The organism is Sedimentisphaera cyanobacteriorum, from assembly GCF_001997385.1.
Classification (GTDB): Bacteria; Planctomycetota; Phycisphaerae; order Sedimentisphaerales; family Sedimentisphaeraceae; genus Sedimentisphaera; species Sedimentisphaera cyanobacteriorum.
The window spans coordinates 924,934-943,637 of sequence record NZ_CP019633.1 but is presented as its reverse complement, the minus strand read 5'-3'; the positions used below and the strand labels follow the sequence as shown (position 1 = coordinate 943,637).

Here is an 18,704-nt window from a genome sequence, read left to right as displayed (position 1 = left end):
AGCGGGAAAACGATGGTACTTGGAAAGATAATAAGGAAGAGAAGGAAAGAACTTGGGCTTACACTCGACGCAGTAAGCGAGAAGATCGGCTATTCAAAGCCGTATATATCCACCGTTGAAACAGGGAAAGTCCGCAATCCTCCCGGGCAGGAATTTTTGACGAAACTGGAAGACCTGCTTGGTTTTGACAGGGGCGAGCTGTTATATCTGGCCGAGATGAAAAAAATGCCTATGCCTTTGAGAGACCAGATCGAAGGTTCATTTGTGGAAAATGAAAGGTTCAGGCGGATTCTTTCTGAAATGCTCCAGGAAGATAATACCGGACAGGTTAGGCAGTTTCTCGAGAAGCATCATTTAGACATAAAAGATTTTCGCAGCAACAGTGTTTCCGGGGTTATTCCTGTAATCAATAAAGTCAGTGCCGGCTATCCGGCTGAGTTTGGGGATTTGTCTTACCCTGCCGGCTTTGCTGATGAATACATCAATTGCCCAGGGCTGAACGATCCAAACGCTTTTGCTGTGAGGGTGGTGGGGGATTCAATGATGCCCGAATACTCCGAGGGAGATATTGTGGTCTTCTCGCCTTCAAGAGCTGTGAACAACGGTGATGACTGCTTCGTAAGATTCAAAGACCCTTTTGAGGCTACCTTTAAGAGAGTATATTATGAAAATGAGGGAAGTATTAGGCTTCAGCCTCGCAATACCGACTTCCCTCCATCAAAGGTCTGTTCAGATCGGCTCAACGGGGTTTATAAAGCTGTACTAAAATATCAATATTTATAAAGGGAAACATTTATGGCTATTACAAAACTTTACAACAAAACAGGAGATGAAAAGGCTGTCGAGATTCAAAATAATCTGGAAAAGAATTTTGGATTCGTGCCCGAAACCTTTCAGGCTATGGGCAGAAACGGCAATTTCCTCGAAGGCGTTTTGAAGGTTATGGAAACCGCTGGGTCTGGGCTGGATGGAAAAACCAAAGAGCTTATAGCGATTGCTGTGAGCGCGGCTAATGGTTGCAGCTACTGCATCGATGCCCACAGAGCTCTTGCCAAGCAGCAGGGCATAACTGATGAAGAAATTACAGCAGCCATAGAGATGGCTTCGATGATGAGCCTTTTCAATACTTACAATAAGTCTATCGGCTTAAACCATGATATTAAGGCAGACTGAGACCCTTTCATAATTGTTTAGATAAAGGCCGTCTGTTTTTTTTGGGCGGCCTTTTATTTTTTCAGGCTGTATGCAGAGTTGTCTGCGGACAAAAATCCTGTGCCTTCAGCAATGTTTTCTATATCGCTTCTGCTTGCATCGCTTCTTTCAGCAAAACATTTTCGCTGTGAGCTTGCGTGGCCGTCTGCCCAGACAATGCTGGTTTTTCCGTTATGCCTGAAACCTTGCGTGCCTGCGTTTCTTCCGCTGAAAGACTTGTCGAATCTGCTTGGCTCAGGGCTTCGCATAAACTTGTTAGCCCCGCCGGAAAATTCACCATCTCCAAAAACAGCACAACGATAAGGGCGGCTTATTTCTTCAATTTTAGCCGGTCTGCTTATTGTTTCATTCGCCCCTCGGCCTATATAGCTTGTATTGTAATTGTAGCCTGTGTATATGTCTGACGGTGTGTTGGAATTTCCTTTGAATGAAGGGCACTGCTGAATCTCGGGCTGACTTTCTCCCATCCACAGCAGTCCGGGTTTAATTTTGGTTGAATTTTCTATTATGAAATCCCAGTTTATGTTTAAAAATCCGGAATCAGTTTTCTTGAAGTCGTAAGCAGGGGGGAAATAGCCGTCATAGGTGTTGTTGTAAGCGCTGGCAGCTAAGGACATCTGTCTGAGCTTGTTCCTGCATACAGAAGATTTAGCCTCCTGCCTTGCCTTGTTCAGAGCTGGAAGTAATAATGCAATCAGCATTCCGATAACAGCTGTTACTGTCAAAAGCTCGATGAGCGTAAATCCCTGATTTTTTAGTCTTCTGTTCATATAAATATTAGGGAGCAGATAAGTATCCGCTCCCTGAGATATGTTAATTGAGTTTTTATTGCAGGTCTTGGCAGCCCCAAGTGCAGCTCATCCAGTCTGCTGCCATCTGAGCGAAATCTTCAATGTTAACCCGGCAGTCTCCAGTAACATCGCCTGCAGGCTGAGGATGCTGAGCATCGCCGCAGTAGGTTACATCAGCAACTGCATCAATTTCGCCGCCGCTGCCTTCGATTTTTATATACTTAATCCAGTCAAAGCCGCTTTCCTGAAGGTCGAATGCGGTGCCGCCTCCGCTGGTGCCGTAAGCATCTATAATGCTTGCAATATCCACAGTGCTTCCGTCGAGGAGTGTGTCTTTGATTGATGGGTCAACTGGCTGAGTGAAGTCTTTCTCAATGGATGTCCAGCCATACCCTTCGCTGTCGTATTTGTCCTGATCCCAGTGAAAGCCCTGTGTGGGGAATTCTCCGTCTGCAAACGGGCCTGAGCTGTAGGTGTACCAGTTCTCTCCGTCTTTGCTTACAGAAACTGTAATTTCTTCGCTCCAGATACCCCCGCTTGTATAAAACTCAGACATATCGCTGTCATCATCCACCCAGCCGGACTCACAGGTGTAGAAAGCGTTCCCGAAAAGAATGAAATCTTTCCCGTATGGGTTTGAAGGGTCGTCCATAACCTTGTGGTCAAATTTTACGACAGCATACTCTCCTTCATTGACAGAAAGCAGGGTGTTTTCGCCGTAAGGTGCTTCCACAACCTTCGTCAGCCGAGTTTGTCCGGACCATGAATCAAAGAAAGAGCTTGCCGGTTTGCCTGTAATATTCTCCGGTTTTTTGTAGGTTGACCCGTCAAAATCTCCGTTAGTATCGGTAACCCACATACCGAAATCACTTGTGCCTTCGATTGTATAAACCCATTTGTCGAAATCGCCGTCGGAAAGCGTTCTCGAAGCCGCTCCTGTGAAGCTCTGGGAGTAGTTCTGCCCGTCTTCGGAGGTGTAGTATGCCCACCATTGCTGAGCCTGTGAGCCCCAGACAGCCTCATAATCTCTTCCGCCCGCTGCGAATCGAGTAATAAATGCGCCGTAAGTGCTAATTGTGTAATCACATTCAATCACACCCTCAGCAGCTAACGCATCGATCACATCGAGCCCTGTTACGCTTTGGCCGGCTTCAAACATATAGCCGTAGGTTACATCATCATTGCTGAGGTCTGTATCGAAATCGATCGATAGGTAGCAGATTGAGTTTCCGCTTCCAATGATTTCATCACAGACAACTGTGTTTGGGTCTTCTGCAAGCACTCCGCCAACAAAACAAAGACAAAACATTACAATAAAATTTTTCATAGATACACGTTCCTTATGGAAAAAGTTAATAAAAAAGGCCCTGCTCCCGCAAAGAGAACAAGGCCTTATTAAAAACAATTTTCACATAATGTTTTAATATGCCTCTGTCCTGTAACGCGAGAACAAGCATTAAAGCAATAGAAAGGTTTTCTGACTTGCGTATAACTGCTTCGCCTTCCCGCCTTTGGCAGTGGCTTAATGAAGCAGTCTTCGGGCAACCCGAAACGCTCACAGCGGCGCGTCCGTCGCAGTTTTTCACTGCGTTCCCTTAAACTATTGCACATTTTCAATTTTCAAAGACTGCTTGGAGTTTAGATTATTTTTTAGCTATGTCAAGGATTAATAAGAAAAAGACGCATCAGCTTCAAACCGATGCGTCTTATGGGCTTCATAATCAATTTCTGTTAGAATTCCTTGAGGTAAACTTTTCTTTCCTTGCCTTTCTTGGTTACTACATTCAGCAGTATCCCGTCCTCAAGGTCAGCGTCTTCAATGAGTTCCTGGAAATCTTCGGCTTCATCGAAGTTCTTTCCGTTTACTTCCATAATCCGATCGCCCACTTCAATTCCGAACTGCTCAGCGATTGAGTCCGGACGGACGTATCTAACCACAGCACCATCGGAGAAGTCTTCCTCGCCCTGTTCGTTGTATTTTTCAATAGCGATTCCGATTTTCTTGAACGATTCGGTTTCTCTGTCTTTGCCGGTAACTACGCCTTTTCCGTCCTGACGTCCTGTGCCCGGGCGTATCCCGAGGACAACTTCCAGCTCTTCTTTTTCGCCGTCTCTTAAGATTTGAATCTCAACTTCAGTTTCCGGCTCCATAGAGCTGATAATCTCAATTAGCTCGCTTGCATCTTTAATCTCTTCGCCGTTGATAGAAAGCACTATATCGCCGGCTTCCATATCTCCCTCGTCAGCAGGGCCATCATCTAACACATCAACTATATATGCCCCGCCTCTGTCCATGATGCGTTCGGGGATATCTTCCAGCATTTCCTCATCTTCTATCGCATCCAGCGGAGATACTGTTACCCCAAGCCAGCCGCGCACGATTACGCCTTCTGTGATGAGTTTTTCTACCACATCCGAGGCAATGTTGCTCGGTACCGCAAAGCCGAGCCCTGCATTAAAGCCTGTTCTTGAGATGATGTTTGAATTGATTCCTATGATCTTGCCTTTTGTATTAACAAGCGGGCCTCCGCTGTTTCCTTTGTTGATAACCGCATCGGTCTGGATGAAGTTTTCAATGCCCAGCTTGCCGAGGATGCCGCTTTTTCTTCCCTTTCCGCTTACTATCCCGGCCGATACAGAATTTGCAAGTGTTTCGCCCAGAGGCGAGCCCATAGCGAGAACCCAGTCTCCAACTTTCACTTCGTCAGAATCGCCAAAAGAAATTTCCGGCAGGTCTTCGCCTTCTGTGTCAATCTGAACTACGCCAACATCGGTTTGTGTGTCGTATATAAAATCTATAGCATCAAATTCTCTGCCGTCCGGCAGGTGTACAACTGCAGCATCTACATCCTTGATTACATGCGCAGCAGTGAGTACATAGCCTTTTTCAGCGTCTATTATCGCTCCGCTGCCGCTGCCTTTGATGATCTGCTTCTCTTTTTCGGGTGCTTCTCTCTGTCCTCTATCCCAAGGTATCCAGTCGAATTCCTTGAACGGTGAGCTTACCACTTCACGTTCCTGAGTAACCTCAATAAAAACCACTGCCGGATTAACTTTTTCAACAACCTTGCTGAACGAGTCGGTCATGCCGGCTGAAAATGCCGAAAAAGGGACAATCAGCGAAACTAAAACTGCTGCAAATAAACTGCGTTTCATTCTTTTACCTCGCAATTAATTATTTAAATTCAAAAAAGTTAAATTTTGCGCTGCCTAAGCAGCCCCAACAAAACAACAATCAAATTACGCATCCTGAAAAATCTTGTTCGTAATTAGCAAATATGCTTAATCTGCATTGATAATAGAGCCTGTTTCACCGCTGTTTAGCGAAAGTCTTGAGCTGAGTCCCGAAACTTTGCTTTCTATATACTCAGCAACAGACTCCTTGGCCTGCATTGTGCCGGGAGTGTGAGGGAGGATATCGAAAAAGAACTGCAAGTAACCCTCGTCTACCATAAGTTCTAATGTTTGCCTGAAGTTTAAATCGTAAACCCAGCACAGCTGCAGGAGCTTTCTGTCTGTTAGAGTTTGTACTTTGTTGTAGTCTGCCTGTCTTCGCTGGATTACATCCTGAAGCACATCTTCGGTGTAATCGTCTGTTACCTCGCTTCTGCTTATTCCGAGGGTAACCAGAAAATTCTCGCTGTAATTTGAGTTTATAAGTTTTTTATGCGTTTCTTTGATTACCCTGCATATATCGAGTTTGTCTGCATCTCGAATCAATCGGACATAAATGTCAGTTAAGGCAGGCAGTCCGGGCGAGAGCCTTACATCCATATCGCTGTGGTGCTTAACTGATTCCAAAATAATTTCCCTTTTCTCCTGTTCTATTCCGTCTAAAACTCCGAGCTCTTTTATAACTTTCACTCCGAGCAGAGAATGGCTTTCGCTGTCTCTGTCCTGAAAGGTGCGGTAAAGCTGTATTTGACGAAACCTGCCTATATCGTGAAGCAGACCTATCGCCTCAGCGAGGAGTATCTGCTGATTATCTAATCCGAGTTTTTCTGCTAGCCCCCGGATTATCTCTGCTACTTTGTAGGTGTGAATATGTTTTAGCCTTGTCTTTTCGTTTATGAAATTATCGTCGCAGTAAAAGCTTTTTATATAATTTTCTGCCCAGTTTTTAATGTCATTTAGGCTTTTAATTTCCATAAATTGGCCTTTTGAAATCTATATAATTCCTCGGTGCTTTCGGCATATCCCAGTTTGAAAATCTTAAGCGCACGACGTTAAAAAACAATTAAATCTTTGCAGTTTTTTTATTCAATGTTAAAATGCCGGCAAGTGGATTCTAATATTTTGCATAATACGAGGGAAAAAGGGGTAATAAATGAAAATCAGATTAACTGTTTTAATCGCAGTGATATTTTCTTTCGTGTCTTATAATAACCTTCAAGCGGCAGATCGCTTCGACAATCCCCGCAGAAGGGCGGTTCCCGAGCGTCGAAATATAGACAGGGATGTAAGCAGAGAGCAGAGAATTAATGAGCTGAAAAACAAGGCTCAAACAGCCCATCAGGAAATCAAACAGCTCGTTTCAGAACTGGCAGGTTTGGCTGCCGATTCAAAAAAGATAGACAAAAAAAAGAAAAGAGAGATTCGTATGAAGCTCATAGCGGGCAAGAAATACAGCCGTTATATGAGCAATGAGCATAAAAGCGATCTTTACGTGGCCGATGCTTGGTACGGTTATTTGGAAGGCGAAAAACCGGAACGCTGCAGAAAGAAAGCAATCAGCGCCTGCAAGCTTTCCCCGGGCAGTGAGTTGGCTTATAAATCGCTGACTGTCTTTTCTTTAATCGCTCTTGAAGAACCGATAGACAGAGAGTATTTCCTCAAGCGTATAGATGAAGAACAGCTCGACTCTGTCAGCTCGTATGATATCCCGATAAAACTCGATTATGATAAAAACATCTTCAAACTCAGAGGCAGGAATATCTCTGAGCTGGGCTTAGGCGGGGATATTGTTCCGAAAGGGAATATGAAACCGCTGAACTGCATCTTTGTATGGTCTGCCGGGAAATACGAGCTCACACAGGCACAGAAAACTTACTCAGAGAACGATAAGCTTCTGAGCGATATAATTTCTCAGAGAAACGTTGAGGAGAATAAAATAGCCAAAAATTTGAAATATTTCCTTAACCTTAAGGATATGAATAAAGATCTCCCTGCGGTAAAATTTCTCTCTGTCAATGTTGATAAAGACAGAAGCAGGGCCGATCAGATGCTCAAAGAGACTGATGCTAAGCTGAAGGATACGGTATTTGTTTCTGAGCCGAAAAAAGAAGACGAGCAGTTAGAAGAGCTGCCCGAAGTTCTCGGCGCTTGGGCGAATGCTTTGGATATGGCGGTACTGGTATGCGATAGTTCCGGCAGTATAAAATATGCAGGTCCGGAATTTGGGGTGGTTTTCAGACTCTTAAGCGACAGACTTATGGGCGGTATAACTCATCCCGATTCGCTTGCAGGGCTGGCAGGTATTGGAGAAGACGCTTCGGAAGATCCGTTCGGCGGTGATAGATTCGATCCTTTTGCCCAGCCTCAGCAGCAGAATACCGGCCAGCAGCAAAATGAGCAGCCAGCAGATCCTAATTCCCCTGCAAAGGCTCAGTCGAACGGGCTTACAGAAACCGAGGAGTATAAGGCCAAGAGACTCCTTAAGAAGGCCGAGATGCTCAGAGGCAGCTACACCCGTCTGGGTAGCTCCAAAAAGCTCATTGAAGCCTGCCGTGAGGTTATCGAGACATACCCGGGAACGAAGTATGCCAAGAAGGCACGCGAAATCTATGAATCAATCCCGAAGCATCAGAGGGACAGAAGAGACCCGATAAAATAAAAGCTTTGCACTAAACATAATTTTTTCTGTGCCTGCTTGCGATAATCCCTAAACCGATTAACGTAATTGTAGCCGGCTCGGGGATTGTAATAATCATCTGAGAGTCGTTGAGAGAGCCGGAAGTCTCAAAAGTTCCGTCATCATAAAAAATCAGCGGGTTGGCATATTTGTCTTCGCCCTGCGAAACAAAATACCAGTCGAAATCTGTTGATGCTAAGTTGCCAACAGCAATGTGGATTTCGCTGTTTTCCTCTGGGTTTGAGAGCAGGTCTCCAATTACACCGCCATCCCCATAAGAGCTCCAATTCCAATTGCCTTCAAATTCATTTTTGGAACCTTCATACTTAAGCTCTGAAGATTTGTCATCTGCCACAAGCACCGTCTCAAATCCATCGGGAAGCCCTGAATCTGCATTGAAAAATCGCATATCCACATTCGAAGCGGTTCCCCCTTGTGTGTTTACAATCATGCACAGCTGCAAGGTAGAGCTGCCTTCCTGCTCATACAGCCAGAAAAAGCCCTTCTCACTTTCAGGGCCGAAGTCTGGGCTGCCTCCGTTTAAAAGTCCGCCGTAATTGTAGTATTGCGCTGCTGTCTCAGTGCCCGTTATCAGATTTACATTGAAAGACGTTCCGTCGTTTGAAACCAGAATGGCCGAAGCAGGCAAAACGAATATTAACAAAAAAGCCCCGCCAATTGATAGGTATTTGAATGAATAACACATAATTACACCCCTGCGCTTACTTAAAAAACTTTATATAAACTTCCTTATAATACACGAATAAAGCAAATTCAAATAAAAATCTATTTTCGGGAAAAATAACTGCTCACAAACGCTTCGTAAAGTGTTTTTACTTGCATCTGCGACTTTATCTTTTTGAATTATCAGTTATAATATTCAAAAATGATTATACGTTTTTAAAGAAAGGATTTTTATGTGTTTACTTCGTTTTGCATTTCTGGTTTTTGCTTCAGCCTTAATCTCAAATATTTATGCTGAAACTTACAAAGTTCATTCCCCTGATGATTCAGTGCAGATATCAGTTGAAATCGATAAAGATATTCAGTGGAGTGTTAAGGCAGAAGGCAAACAAATTCTTTTGCCTTCGAAGATTCTGCTTAACTCCAGCAGAGGGGTGCTGGGCTCTGAGCCTGATTTAATATCCCAGAATAAACGCAGCATAAGCCGGACGCTTAAGCCCGCTGTGCGTGAGAAACGCAGGGAGATTAAGGATAACTTCCAAGAAATCACGCTTAATTTCCGCCAAGGATGGTCATTGGTTTTCAGAGCTTATGAAGATGGCGCTGCTTACAGGTTCAAAACTGATTTTGACGGCGAACAAATTATAAAATCCGAAACTGCCGAGTTCAATTTCCCCAAGGACCATAAGCTTTATTTCCCTGAAGAGAAAAGTATGATTACCCATCAGGAGAGGGAATATCTGCATACATCCCTTTCAAAAATTGATTCAGACAGATTTTGTTCAATCCCTGCCCTGATAGCACCGGATAATTCCCCTAAGGTGGTTCTCACTGAATCTGATCTTCGCGATTATCCCGGGTTCTATCTGCAAGGCAGCGGAGCAAAGTCTTTTGAGGCGGTTTTTCCGAAATTTGTTTTAGATTCCCACATTAACCCTGCGGGTAAAGGAGACAGGGTTCCGGTGATTGATAAACGTGCCGATTACATCGCAAAAACCGGAGGCACAAGGGCTTTCCCTTGGCGAGTGGTTGGAATTGCTAAGGAGGATGAAGACCTCATAGACAGTCAGCTGGTTTGGAAGCTCGCAAGTCCCTGTGAGCTGGAAGATACGTCTTGGATAAAGCCCGGCAAGGTAGCTTGGGACTGGTACAATGCAAATAACATTTTCGGTGTTGATTTTGATGCGGGTGTTAATACGAAAACATACAAATATTTTATCGATTTCGCTTCTGAACACGGCCTTGATTACATAATACTCGATGAAGGCTGGTATGTTCTGAAAGACCTTACAGCTCCAGCTGAAGATATGAACCTGCCTGAGCTTTTCAGCTATGCAGAGAAGAAGGATGTTGGGATTATCCTATGGATGACCTGGCACACGCTGAATCAGCAGTTTGAAGAGGTGATGCCGATGTTTGAGAAGTGGGGCGCTGAGGGGCTCAAGGTTGATTTTATGCAGAGGGATGATCAGTGGATGGTGAATTTTTATGAGAAGGTGGCTAAAGATGCCGCCGAGCGTCATATGCTTGTGGATTTTCACGGTTCATACAAGCCGGCCGGCCTTCGCAGGGCATACCCGAATGTTATAACAAGAGAAGGCGTTAGAGGCGGCGAGCAGAACAAATGGAGTGAGCGAGCTAATCCCGAGCATAATATCACTCTTCCGTTTACAAGGATGTATGCCGGACCGGTGGATTATACGCCGGGAGCGATGGTGAATGCTCAGAAAGAAAATTTTGCCGAAAGATTTGAACGCCCGATGAGCCTCGGAACCAGATGTCATCAGCTTGCAATGTATGTGATTTTCGAGAGCCCTCTTCAAATGCTATGCGACAGCCCTTCGCTTTATAAGCAGGAGCCTGAATGTATGGAGTTTCTCTCGGCCGTGCCCACTGTCTGGGACGAGACAGAGGTGCTTGATGCGAAGGTGGCCGAGTATGCTCTTACCGCAAGGAAGTCAGGCGAAGAGTGGTATCTCGGGGCTATGACAGACTGGTCTGAAAGGCAGCTCGAAGCAGATCTTTCATTTCTCGGTAAAGGCAGCTATACTGCTCATATATGGAAAGACGGCGCAAATGCAGAAAGGTATGCAAGCGATTTCGCCTATATCAAAAAAGAAGTTACGCGGAAAGACACTTTGAAGATAAATCTTGCCCCTGGAGGCGGATTTGCCGCAAGGTTTATACTAAGATAATAGAGATTAAAATAGATTTTACTGGAGATGTGCTTTGAACGACGTGCAGTGGAAAAAACTGATAGATGTTATTAACGGAAACTCGCAGGAGACCATTCCTGCGGGTTTTATTATTGACAGCCCATGGCTGCCCGAGTGGTACGGGATATCAACGATTGACTACTTTACTAATGACCGGCTTTGGTTTGAGGCCAATATGAAGGCTGTAGAAACCTTTCCCGATGTGATGTTTCTTCCCGGATTTTGGGCAGAGTACGGGATGTGTACTGAGCCTTCCGCATTTGGCGCAAAATGCAGCTTTCAGAGAAACGGTCTTCCGCACGCAGACAAAATCATCAGTTGTGTTAATGATATAGACAGCCTCACTCTTCCCAAAACGGAAACCGACGGCTTAGCACCTTTTGTTTTGAATCGTCTGCGTTTGAACAGAACAAAAATCGAAGGTATTGGTCATTCAGTGAGGTTCGCTGCTGCAAGAGGCCCTCTTAATATAGCTTCGTTCCTTATGGGAACAACCGAATTTCTTATGGCCCTGCGAACAGACCCTGAGAAGGTGCATAAGCTCCTTGAAATAATCACAGAATATACTGAAAATTGGCTGAGACTGCAAAAACAGGAATTCCCTACTATAGACGGCATCCTGATCCTTGATGATATAGTGGGTTTCTGCGGCGAGCCGGATTTTAAGGAGTTTGCCTCTAAATACCTGAAGAGAATTTTTTCAGCTTTCGACTGCTCTGTTCGGTTCTTCCATAACGATGCAGACGGGAAAGGCTGCAGCTCTCATTTGGCAGAGGTTGGCGTTAATATGTTCAATTTCAGTTTTCTGCATTCTATCAAAGAGATGAAGGAATGGACAGGAGGGGAAGTTGCTTTATTCGGCAATATACCCCCGCGGGATGTTTTGGCTTCCGGAACTCCTGAAGAGGTTTCTGAATGCGTGAAAGCTGCATTTGCAGGCACGGAAGATAAGTCCGGAATTATCGCCTCAGCGGGAGGCGGAATGCCGGATGGCGTGCCAACTGAAAATATCCGCTCATTTACTTCCGCACTTGGTGATATTACAAGTTCGCCTTCTTAATTTAATTTTTGTATATCCGTAAATTTTCTTGACAGAAGTAATATTAATGCTATCTTTAAGCTCAAGGCTTGAGTTTAATTTTACAGTACGTGAATTAATATGCTTGTCAAATATTTTATGGGGGTTTTTTATGTTGCAGATTTATGTCTGAAGATAATTAAGTATATATGATTTTAATCGTTACAAGGAGAAATTTTATGTTTAGAAAAATTGCTTTATGTGTTTTGTCGTTCTGTTTTATAGCGGTCTGCTCGGCAGAAACAGCTCCGTGGAGGCATATTTTTAACGGCAACGACCTTTCCGGCTGGCACCAGAAGAACGGTGATGCTGTTTACGAAGTTTCCGAAGGGGCTATTGTTGGAAAAACCGTACGTAACACGCCTAACAGCTTTCTTTGCACAAACAATACCTATTCAGACTTTATCTTAAAGCTGAAGTTCAAGGTGGATTCGAAGCTCAATTCCGGGGTTCAAATACGCAGCCGCAGCTTGGCAGACTACAGAAACTACAGAGTTCACGGGTATCAGGTGGAAATAGACCCTTCCAGTCGAGCTTGGACAGGCGGTATTTACGATGAGGCGAGAAGAGGCTGGCTTCATCCATTATCCAATGGCGAGCCAGCGTCGAAATCGTTCAAGCAAAACGAGTGGAATGAATTTAGAATAGAGGCAATCGGCAATACTTTCAAAACATGGCTTAACGGTAAACCAGCTTCTCATCTTGAAGATGATATGACAAAAGAAGGCTTTATAGGGCTTCAAGTGCATTCAATCGGCGGAGATAAGAGCAAAGAGGGAATCAAGGTTATGTGGAAAGATATCCAGATAATTACGGACAATCCCGAGAAATACTCCAAGCCAATTTCTCTGCCCAAGAAAGACCTCCACAACAAACTTACTTCAAACGAACGCCGCGGCGGCTGGGAGCTTCTATTTGACGGAGAATCAACAGACAAATGGCGCGGGGCCAAGCTTGAAACTTTCCCAAGCTTTGGCTGGTACGTGCATGACGGTATTCTTACGATCAAGGAATCCGGCGGAGGAGAAGCAGCAAACGCTGGTGATATTGTTACAAAGAAGCAGTTCAAGGATTTTGAGCTGCGGGTGGACTTCAAAATTACTCCCGGGGCGAATTCAGGAATCAAGTATTACGTTGACACAGAGATAAACAAAGGCCCGGGATCATCAATAGGTCTTGAATATCAGATCCTTGATGACAAAAGGCATCCAGACGCCAAAAAAGGCAACCACGAGGGAAGCCGCACACTAGCATCGCTTTACGACCTGATCATGGCGGTTAATAAGCACCCAAATCCTATGGGTGAGTGGAATCATGCAAGGATTGTATCAAAAGACAACCACATCCAGCATTGGCTCAACGGCAGAAAGGTTTTGGAGTATGAAAGACGTACGCCAAAATTCAGGAAGCTCGTTAAGGAAAGCAAGTATGTTAAGTGGGACAATTTCGGAGAACTGCCAAAAGGCAATATTCTCCTTCAGGACCACGGCAACAGAGTATCATTCAGAAATATTAAAATTAGAGAACTGAAATAAGGGGCTGTATATGGACAATATTACAAGAAGAAATTTCGTCAAACTCTCGCTTTCTGCAGCAGGAGCGATCAGCTTTGGCGGATTATCGCAGATCTCAGCAGCAGCTTCGGCAAACTCAAAGGTAGTTTTGGCTGTTGCGGGTATTAGAAGCAGAGGACGAGCTTTGGCGGAGAAATTTGCAGGCATAAAAAACTGCGAAGTAAAATACGTTATAGACGTTGATTCAAGATACCTCGGTGAGGCCGCAAAGAGAGTGGAGCGGAAGCAGGGCAAGGCTCCGCAAACCATAAAAGATTACCGCACGGCTCTGGATGACAAAGACGTTCACGGCCTGGTCGTTGCCACGCCTGAACACTGGCACGCCCCTATGAGCATTGATGCTGTTAAGGCCGGCAAGCACGTCTATGTTGAAAAGCCATGCTGTCATAACCCCGCTGAGGGGGAGATGCTTGTTGAGGCTATGAATAAATACGACAGACTCATCCAGATGGGCAATCAGCGCCGCTCGTTCCGTATCGTTGAGCAGATGATTGATGAAATCAGAAGCGGTGAGATTGGAAGGCCGTATTTTGCCCGCACATGGTATTCGAGAAAACGCGGCCCTATAGGCAAGGGCAAGGTGATTGATGTGCCTTCATATCTGGACTGGGAGCTCTGGCAGGGCCCCGCTCCAAGAGAGAAATACCGCGACAATGTGCACCCATACAACTGGCACTGGTTCTGGAACTGGGGCACAGGAGAGGCCCTTAATAACGGTACGCACGAACTCGATGTTGCCAGATGGGCTCTGGGGGTTGATTTTCCCACAAAGGTAACGAGTCTCGGAGGCAGATATCATTACCCCGAAGATGACTGGCAGTTTTTCGATACGCAGAATATAAGCGTAGAATTCGAAGGCGATAAACTCATTAATTGGGAAGGTATCAGCAGCGCTTCAATGAAAATCTGCGGCCACAGCAGGGGCGCTTTAATACAGGGCACAAAGGGCTACATCGAATATGGATCAAGCTCTTATAAGGTGTTCGACCTCAACGGCAAGCTTCTAAGGCACGAAGATCAGGCCGCCAAGAGCAAAGACAGCACGAACGTTATAGACCCTGGCCTCAATGATTATCATGCGGAGAACTTTGTTTATTCGATTCTCGGAAAAGACAGCATAAATTCCCCTGTTGATGAAGGGTATAAGAGCATCCTTCTCGGACTGCTCGGGAATATTGCCGCAAAAACTTCAACGATGCTCCATTGCGATCCGAAAAACGGCCATATCCTCAATAATCCCGACGCGCAGAGGTATTGGAGAAGGGTTTATGAGCCCGGCTGGGAGCCGAAGGTTTAAGTGTCTGAATGAAGGATTGTTTTCACAGCAGTTTTTGGGCTATGAACACAAGGTTCAACCTCGTCCTTCCGAGTGCTGATTTCGAAGATTCCGAAGAAATAGCAGAAGAAGTTAAAAACGAAGTTTTGAGGCTCGAGAAAGTTTTCAGCAGATTTGACTCTCAGGCAGAGCTCTATAAATTTAACAAGAGCAGGGAAAAAGATTTGAGTTCTGTATCAGGGGATTTGTCGAAGGCTTTGAAAATCTCAGCGGAATATTCTGAATTAACTGAAGGCTATTTTAATCCCTCGTATTCAAGTGAAACAGATCTTGGAGGATTGGGCAAGGGCTTTGCTCTTGAAGAGGTGAAAAAAATATTACTGGACTATTCTCTCTCCAGAGCTTTCATTAGTTTTGGAGAGAGCTCCATATACGCCCTTGGAACTCATCCCCACGGAGACTGCTGGGAGATTGCTGTTTGCAATCCGTTCAGAGAAAACGAGAGCCTGGGCAGTTTCAAACTGCTTAACAGCTCTTTGTCCGTATCGGGTTTTTCTTTTTCAAAAAATGCCGGCTGCAGTTATCATCTTGTTGATCCGAACACCGGACGGCTCGCAAAAAACAATATGCTTGTATGCGTATTATCGGAGAGCTGCATAGAATCGGAAGTTCTTTCAACCGCAGTTTACGCCAGCTCCGCTGAGTGGCTGCCGGAGAAGAGAGTTTTTCCTTCTGCTGAAACAGCAGTAATAGAATTGAATGGTAATGGTGAAATAATCAGGAAACATTATGTCGAATGATAAAAAAATTACTCGCCGAGAGCTAATAGAAAATATGAAAACGATTGCCGCAGGCGGGGCTCTTGCAGGGACTGTCCCTTGGATATCACTTTTGAGCGAGAATGTCCCGGCGGCAGTTCCTGCTTCGGATAAAGTGAATGTGGGATTTATCGGCACGGGCTCCCGCGGGAAAGCCTTGATAAGATATGCCAACAATGTGCCGGCTATTAATATCGCTGCTACTTGCGATAACTATGAGCCCAATTTCAAAAGAGGGCTGCAAATAGCCAAGGGCAGCCCAAAGGGCTACAAAGACTATCGCAAGCTCCTTGAGGATAAAAGTATAGACTGCGTTATTATTGCCACCCCTCTTCATCTTCATGCCCAGATGGTGCTTGATGCCTTTGATGCAGGAAAGCATGTATTCTGCGAAAAGGCGCTCACAAAAACGATTGAAGAAGCAAAGCAGGTTAGCAGAGCCCAGAAGAAAACTGGCCTAATACTCCAAACAGGTCATCAGCGAATCTTTGATATTCGCTATCTGAAGGCCTTTGAGGATATGAAAGCGGGAAAGCTCGGGAAAGTAACTCAGATCAGGGCATACTGGCACAGAAACGGAGACTGGCGAAGGCATGTCCCAAAACCCTCTCTGGAGAGAAAAATCAACTGGCGCATGTACCGTGAGTATTCACTCGGCCTTATGACAGAACTCGCCTCGCATCATCTTCAGGTGGCCAACTGGTTCCTTGGTTCAACTCCTGAGAAGGTTATGGGATCAGGCAGCATAAACTACTGGAAAGACGGACGCGAAGTGTATGACAACGTAAACGTGGTTTACAGATACCCGGGCGGGATACACGTAGTCTATGATTCTCTGATCAGTAATAAGCATTACGGCTGCGAACTGCAGATGATGGGAGATAAAGGGCTTTATGAGCTCGAACTCGGGAAGTTTTATTCGGAGAATCCGCCTGCCCCTGCCGGCATCCTAAGGCTGATTAATGATATCGAACATTCAATTTTTGATCCCGTTCCGATTGCCGGAGCCAGCTGGGTCCCGGAAAACGCCTCGAAATACAAGGGCGAGTATATCGTTGATATGCATAAAAGCAGGATTCCAAATAATACACTTCTCTCATTGGAGGCATTTGCCGAAACTGTAAAGAAAGGCAAGCCCGTTCCCGGTATGCTCGAACACGGCATTGATGCTGCTGTTGCTGTGATACTGGGCGATAAGGCTATGGTAGAGAATAAGATAGTTAATTTCTCAGAGGAGCTTGCGTAATGAAAGATTTAGTTATCAGCGCCAAGACCATAAAAAAAGAGCTGCTGATTTGGCTGCTTTGCTTCTTAGCTGCCTTCGGGATGAATGTTTACAGCATTATAAAATTTGATAATACAAGCTTCATTGAGCTTATCACTCAGCTTCATATCGTAGTTATCCTCAGCTTTGTATTCTTTGCTCTGCTGTATCTTTTGAGGCTGATTTTCAGGCTCGCGGCTTACCCGTTCACGAGGAAAGGCTCTAAGCAGTGAAGGCGGTTTCTATTCAGCTGAAGTGTTCATTCGGGCTTTCGAGAATCTGACGCACCTTGTCCATATACTGAGCTGCGTACGCGCCGTTTACAACCTTGTGATCTACGCTGATCGTCAGCGTGCAGACCTGCTTGGGCTGAATTTCGCTGCCTCGTTTTGTGAGCGTTTCTTTTATTCTCCCAACGCCTATGATGCTTGTCTGCCCGGGGGGTACAATTGGAATGAACCAGTCTATTTCGAAATTGCCCAGATTCGTTATCGCAGTAGATGCGCCTTCGAGCTCGCCGGCAGTTAGGCTTCCCTTTTGAGCCTTTTCTATCAGCTTCTGGTTTGCAAGGGCGGTTTCGCGCAGCGTTTTTCCTGCAGCGTTTTTGCACACAGGCACAAGGAGCGCCTCGCCTGTATCAACGGCAATACCCACAGAGATCTCCTCGGCGAGCTTTATATGATCGCCGGCGGCCTGACCTGTCATCAGCGGAAAATCCTTCATTGCATCCGCTGCTGCTTTCATAATCAAATCGTTGAACGAAACCTTAACATCACCGGAAGAATTGAGTTGTTTGCGGAATTCAATCAGCTCAGTTAAATCTGCAACGCTGTTTAGATAAAAGCACGGTATATTCTGTTTCGAGAATACCATCCTCTCGCCAATTATCTTCTGCACCCTCGAGAGAGGCAAAGTTTCCCCTTTTCGGGGCGTTTCAGGACTTATATTAAGGCTTTGATTTACATCCGAATCGCTTATCTGACCTTCCTGCATATCTTCGAATTCTTCAAAGCTGAAGGTGTCAGGCTCATTCTTTTTTGCTTCGTTCAGAAGGTTTTGATTATGTTGTTTGATTGATTCAATCTGATCTTGGGAAATGGAGCTTTCTGTCTGCTTAGTTTTTACAATCACCAAAACAGCATCAACTGCCTGCTCTTCGCCCTCTTCAGCAAGAATAAACTCTACTGTTCCGTTTAGGTGGCTCTCCACTTCCATTGCTGCCTTATCAGTTTCTATCTCTATAAGAGGATCGGATTTTTGCACCTTTTCACCTTCTTCGCAGAGCAGAGCCGAAATAACAGCAGTTTTGGTTTCTTCTCCTAAACGCGGCAGCTTTACAGCTTCAAATCCTTCAGGCAGCTCTGTATTATCAGAAAAGCCTTCGATCTCTTTTTTTATATCTTCCGGGAGCTCTCCTGTCTTTGGGCCAATAACGGCAGCAGGGCAGTTGTTCTTTATTAAATCTCCCTCATTTGTGAGAAGCTCTCTGAGATATCCTTCTTTCTCGCTTACAATATCAAAGGCGGCTTTATCCGTTTCAACTTCTGCGATTATGCTTCCGCTTTTAATGTGGTCGCCGAGTTTGTAAGATATCTCAGCGACCACCGCTTCATCTGTATTATCTCCCAGCCCCGAAAGCCGTACTATGTGGAAATTACCGCTTTCTTTTGAGTCTGGTATTTCAAGCCGAATTACAGGCTCACCTACCGGCACAGTCTGGTCCTGCTGAACGAATATCTCGCTTACAGTTCCATCTTCGGGGCACTCCATATCGTAGGAGGCCTTGTCTGTCTCAAGCTCAAAGAGTTTGTCCCCTTTGGATACTTTCTGCCCTTTTTCCACGAGGACTGTAACAATCAGCCCTTCCTTCATAGAGCTTCCGAAAGCCGGTAGTGCAATGTCTTTTTCCATTTTTGTATTTCTGCTGCTGAATTCGGTTG

16 protein-coding genes and 1 riboswitch are annotated in these 18,704 nt (G+C 45.1%); of the genes, 10 read left to right on the top strand and 6 right to left on the bottom strand.

The features are described 5' to 3' along the window. Positions 1-12: 12 nt before the first annotated feature. Complete coding sequence (locus L21SP3_RS03650; protein WP_077539399.1) at positions 13-783, top strand: helix-turn-helix domain-containing protein; 771 nt, start codon at positions 13-15, stop codon at positions 781-783. Positions 784-795: 12 nt separating this feature from the next. Then, positions 796-1,173, top strand: coding sequence for a carboxymuconolactone decarboxylase family protein (locus tag L21SP3_RS03645; protein WP_077539398.1), 378 nt, complete (start codon positions 796-798; stop codon positions 1,171-1,173). Between the two features lie 53 nt (positions 1,174-1,226). Here the strand turns inward: L21SP3_RS03645 and L21SP3_RS03640 are convergent, their stop codons facing one another. The 4 genes from L21SP3_RS03640 to L21SP3_RS03625 all read right to left on the bottom strand — a co-directional run bounded on the left by L21SP3_RS03640 (position 1,227) and on the right by L21SP3_RS03625 (position 6,152). After that, positions 1,227-1,982: a type II secretion system protein gene (locus tag L21SP3_RS03640; RefSeq protein ID WP_077539397.1), complete on the bottom strand. Its 756-nt coding sequence runs from the start codon at positions 1,980-1,982 to the stop codon at positions 1,227-1,229. 55 nt (positions 1,983-2,037) lie between these two features. Continuing rightward, entirely contained in the window at positions 2,038-3,330 is a 1,293-nt protein-coding gene (locus tag L21SP3_RS03635) for a hypothetical protein (RefSeq protein WP_077539396.1), read from the bottom strand. Positions 3,331-3,453: 123 nt separating this feature from the next. Continuing rightward, positions 3,454-3,636: riboswitch (cobalamin riboswitch) on the bottom strand. 98 nt (positions 3,637-3,734) lie between these two features. Continuing rightward, positions 3,735-5,159 carry a trypsin-like peptidase domain-containing protein gene (locus tag L21SP3_RS03630; RefSeq protein ID WP_077539395.1) on the bottom strand — a complete coding sequence of 475 codons (1,425 nt, stop codon included), beginning with the start codon at positions 5,157-5,159 and terminating at the stop codon, positions 3,735-3,737. A gap of 126 nt (positions 5,160-5,285) precedes the next feature. Next, complete coding sequence (locus L21SP3_RS03625; RefSeq protein WP_077539394.1) at positions 5,286-6,152, bottom strand: HD domain-containing protein; 867 nt, start codon at positions 6,150-6,152, stop codon at positions 5,286-5,288. Positions 6,153-6,330: 178 nt separating this feature from the next. Between L21SP3_RS03625 and L21SP3_RS03620 the strand changes: the two genes are divergently transcribed. Next, a complete protein-coding gene (locus L21SP3_RS03620) occupies positions 6,331-7,836 on the top strand; it encodes a hypothetical protein (protein WP_077539393.1) in 1,506 nt (501 codons plus the stop codon). 10 nt (positions 7,837-7,846) lie between these two features. Here L21SP3_RS03620 and L21SP3_RS03615 read toward each other — a convergent pair whose 3' ends face one another. Beyond that, the gene (locus tag L21SP3_RS03615) at positions 7,847-8,560 is read right to left on the bottom strand and encodes a PEP-CTERM sorting domain-containing protein (protein ID WP_077539392.1); all 714 of its coding nucleotides are present in this window, start codon (positions 8,558-8,560) and stop codon (positions 7,847-7,849) included. A gap of 211 nt (positions 8,561-8,771) precedes the next feature. Between L21SP3_RS03615 and L21SP3_RS03610 the strand changes: the two genes are divergently transcribed. The 7 genes from L21SP3_RS03610 to L21SP3_RS03580 all read left to right on the top strand — a co-directional run bounded on the left by L21SP3_RS03610 (position 8,772) and on the right by L21SP3_RS03580 (position 16,997). Further along, positions 8,772-10,733, top strand: coding sequence for a glycoside hydrolase family 97 protein (locus tag L21SP3_RS03610; RefSeq protein ID WP_077539391.1), 1,962 nt, complete (start codon positions 8,772-8,774; stop codon positions 10,731-10,733). A 43-nt stretch (positions 10,734-10,776) separates the two neighbouring features. Continuing rightward, a complete protein-coding gene (locus tag L21SP3_RS03605; protein ID WP_227806829.1) occupies positions 10,777-11,814 on the top strand; it encodes a uroporphyrinogen decarboxylase family protein in 1,038 nt (345 codons plus the stop codon). 197 nt (positions 11,815-12,011) lie between these two features. Beyond that, positions 12,012-13,367, top strand: a complete 1,356-nt coding sequence (locus tag L21SP3_RS03600; protein ID WP_077539389.1) for a 3-keto-disaccharide hydrolase — start codon at positions 12,012-12,014, stop codon at positions 13,365-13,367. 10 nt (positions 13,368-13,377) lie between these two features. Beyond that, positions 13,378-14,703 carry a Gfo/Idh/MocA family protein gene (locus tag L21SP3_RS03595; protein ID WP_077539388.1) on the top strand — a complete coding sequence of 442 codons (1,326 nt, stop codon included), beginning with the start codon at positions 13,378-13,380 and terminating at the stop codon, positions 14,701-14,703. An 8-nt stretch (positions 14,704-14,711) separates the two neighbouring features. Then, positions 14,712-15,482: an FAD:protein FMN transferase gene (locus tag L21SP3_RS03590; RefSeq protein ID WP_077539387.1), complete on the top strand. Its 771-nt coding sequence runs from the start codon at positions 14,712-14,714 to the stop codon at positions 15,480-15,482. Next, positions 15,472-16,746, top strand: a complete 1,275-nt coding sequence (locus L21SP3_RS03585) for a Gfo/Idh/MocA family protein (RefSeq protein ID WP_077539386.1) — start codon at positions 15,472-15,474, stop codon at positions 16,744-16,746. The genes L21SP3_RS03590 and L21SP3_RS03585 overlap by 11 nt, the downstream gene beginning before the upstream one ends. Further along, a complete protein-coding gene (locus tag L21SP3_RS03580) occupies positions 16,746-16,997 on the top strand; it encodes a hypothetical protein (protein WP_077539385.1) in 252 nt (83 codons plus the stop codon). The genes L21SP3_RS03585 and L21SP3_RS03580 overlap by 1 nt, the downstream gene beginning before the upstream one ends. 13 nt (positions 16,998-17,010) lie before the next feature. Here L21SP3_RS03580 and L21SP3_RS03575 read toward each other — a convergent pair whose 3' ends face one another. Further along, entirely contained in the window at positions 17,011-18,675 is a 1,665-nt protein-coding gene (locus tag L21SP3_RS03575) for a 2-oxo acid dehydrogenase subunit E2 (protein ID WP_077539384.1), read from the bottom strand. Positions 18,676-18,704: the final 29 nt, after the last annotated feature.

Excerpts from the sequence above, each read along its gene's own strand:
- L21SP3_RS03650 (WP_077539399.1), top strand. The coding sequence starts at position 13 with ATGGTACTTGGAAAGATAATAAGGAAGAGAAGGAAAGAACTTGGGCTT.
- L21SP3_RS03645 (WP_077539398.1), top strand. The coding sequence starts at position 796 with ATGGCTATTACAAAACTTTACAACAAAACAGGAGATGAAAAGGCTGTC.
- L21SP3_RS03640 (WP_077539397.1), bottom strand. The coding sequence starts at position 1,982 with ATGAACAGAAGACTAAAAAATCAGGGATTTACGCTCATCGAGCTTTTG.
- L21SP3_RS03635 (WP_077539396.1), bottom strand. The coding sequence starts at position 3,330 with ATGAAAAATTTTATTGTAATGTTTTGTCTTTGTTTTGTTGGCGGAGTG.
- L21SP3_RS03630 (WP_077539395.1), bottom strand. The coding sequence starts at position 5,159 with ATGAAACGCAGTTTATTTGCAGCAGTTTTAGTTTCGCTGATTGTCCCT.
- L21SP3_RS03625 (WP_077539394.1), bottom strand. The coding sequence starts at position 6,152 with ATGGAAATTAAAAGCCTAAATGACATTAAAAACTGGGCAGAAAATTAT.
- L21SP3_RS03620 (WP_077539393.1), top strand. The coding sequence starts at position 6,331 with ATGAAAATCAGATTAACTGTTTTAATCGCAGTGATATTTTCTTTCGTG.
- L21SP3_RS03615 (WP_077539392.1), bottom strand. The coding sequence starts at position 8,560 with ATGTGTTATTCATTCAAATACCTATCAATTGGCGGGGCTTTTTTGTTA.
- L21SP3_RS03610 (WP_077539391.1), top strand. The coding sequence starts at position 8,772 with ATGTGTTTACTTCGTTTTGCATTTCTGGTTTTTGCTTCAGCCTTAATC.
- L21SP3_RS03600 (WP_077539389.1), top strand. The coding sequence starts at position 12,012 with ATGTTTAGAAAAATTGCTTTATGTGTTTTGTCGTTCTGTTTTATAGCG.
- L21SP3_RS03595 (WP_077539388.1), top strand. The coding sequence starts at position 13,378 with ATGGACAATATTACAAGAAGAAATTTCGTCAAACTCTCGCTTTCTGCA.
- L21SP3_RS03590 (WP_077539387.1), top strand. The coding sequence starts at position 14,712 with ATGAAGGATTGTTTTCACAGCAGTTTTTGGGCTATGAACACAAGGTTC.
- L21SP3_RS03585 (WP_077539386.1), top strand. The coding sequence starts at position 15,472 with ATGTCGAATGATAAAAAAATTACTCGCCGAGAGCTAATAGAAAATATG.
- L21SP3_RS03580 (WP_077539385.1), top strand. The coding sequence starts at position 16,746 with ATGAAAGATTTAGTTATCAGCGCCAAGACCATAAAAAAAGAGCTGCTG.
- L21SP3_RS03575 (WP_077539384.1), bottom strand. The coding sequence starts at position 18,675 with ATGGAAAAAGACATTGCACTACCGGCTTTCGGAAGCTCTATGAAGGAA.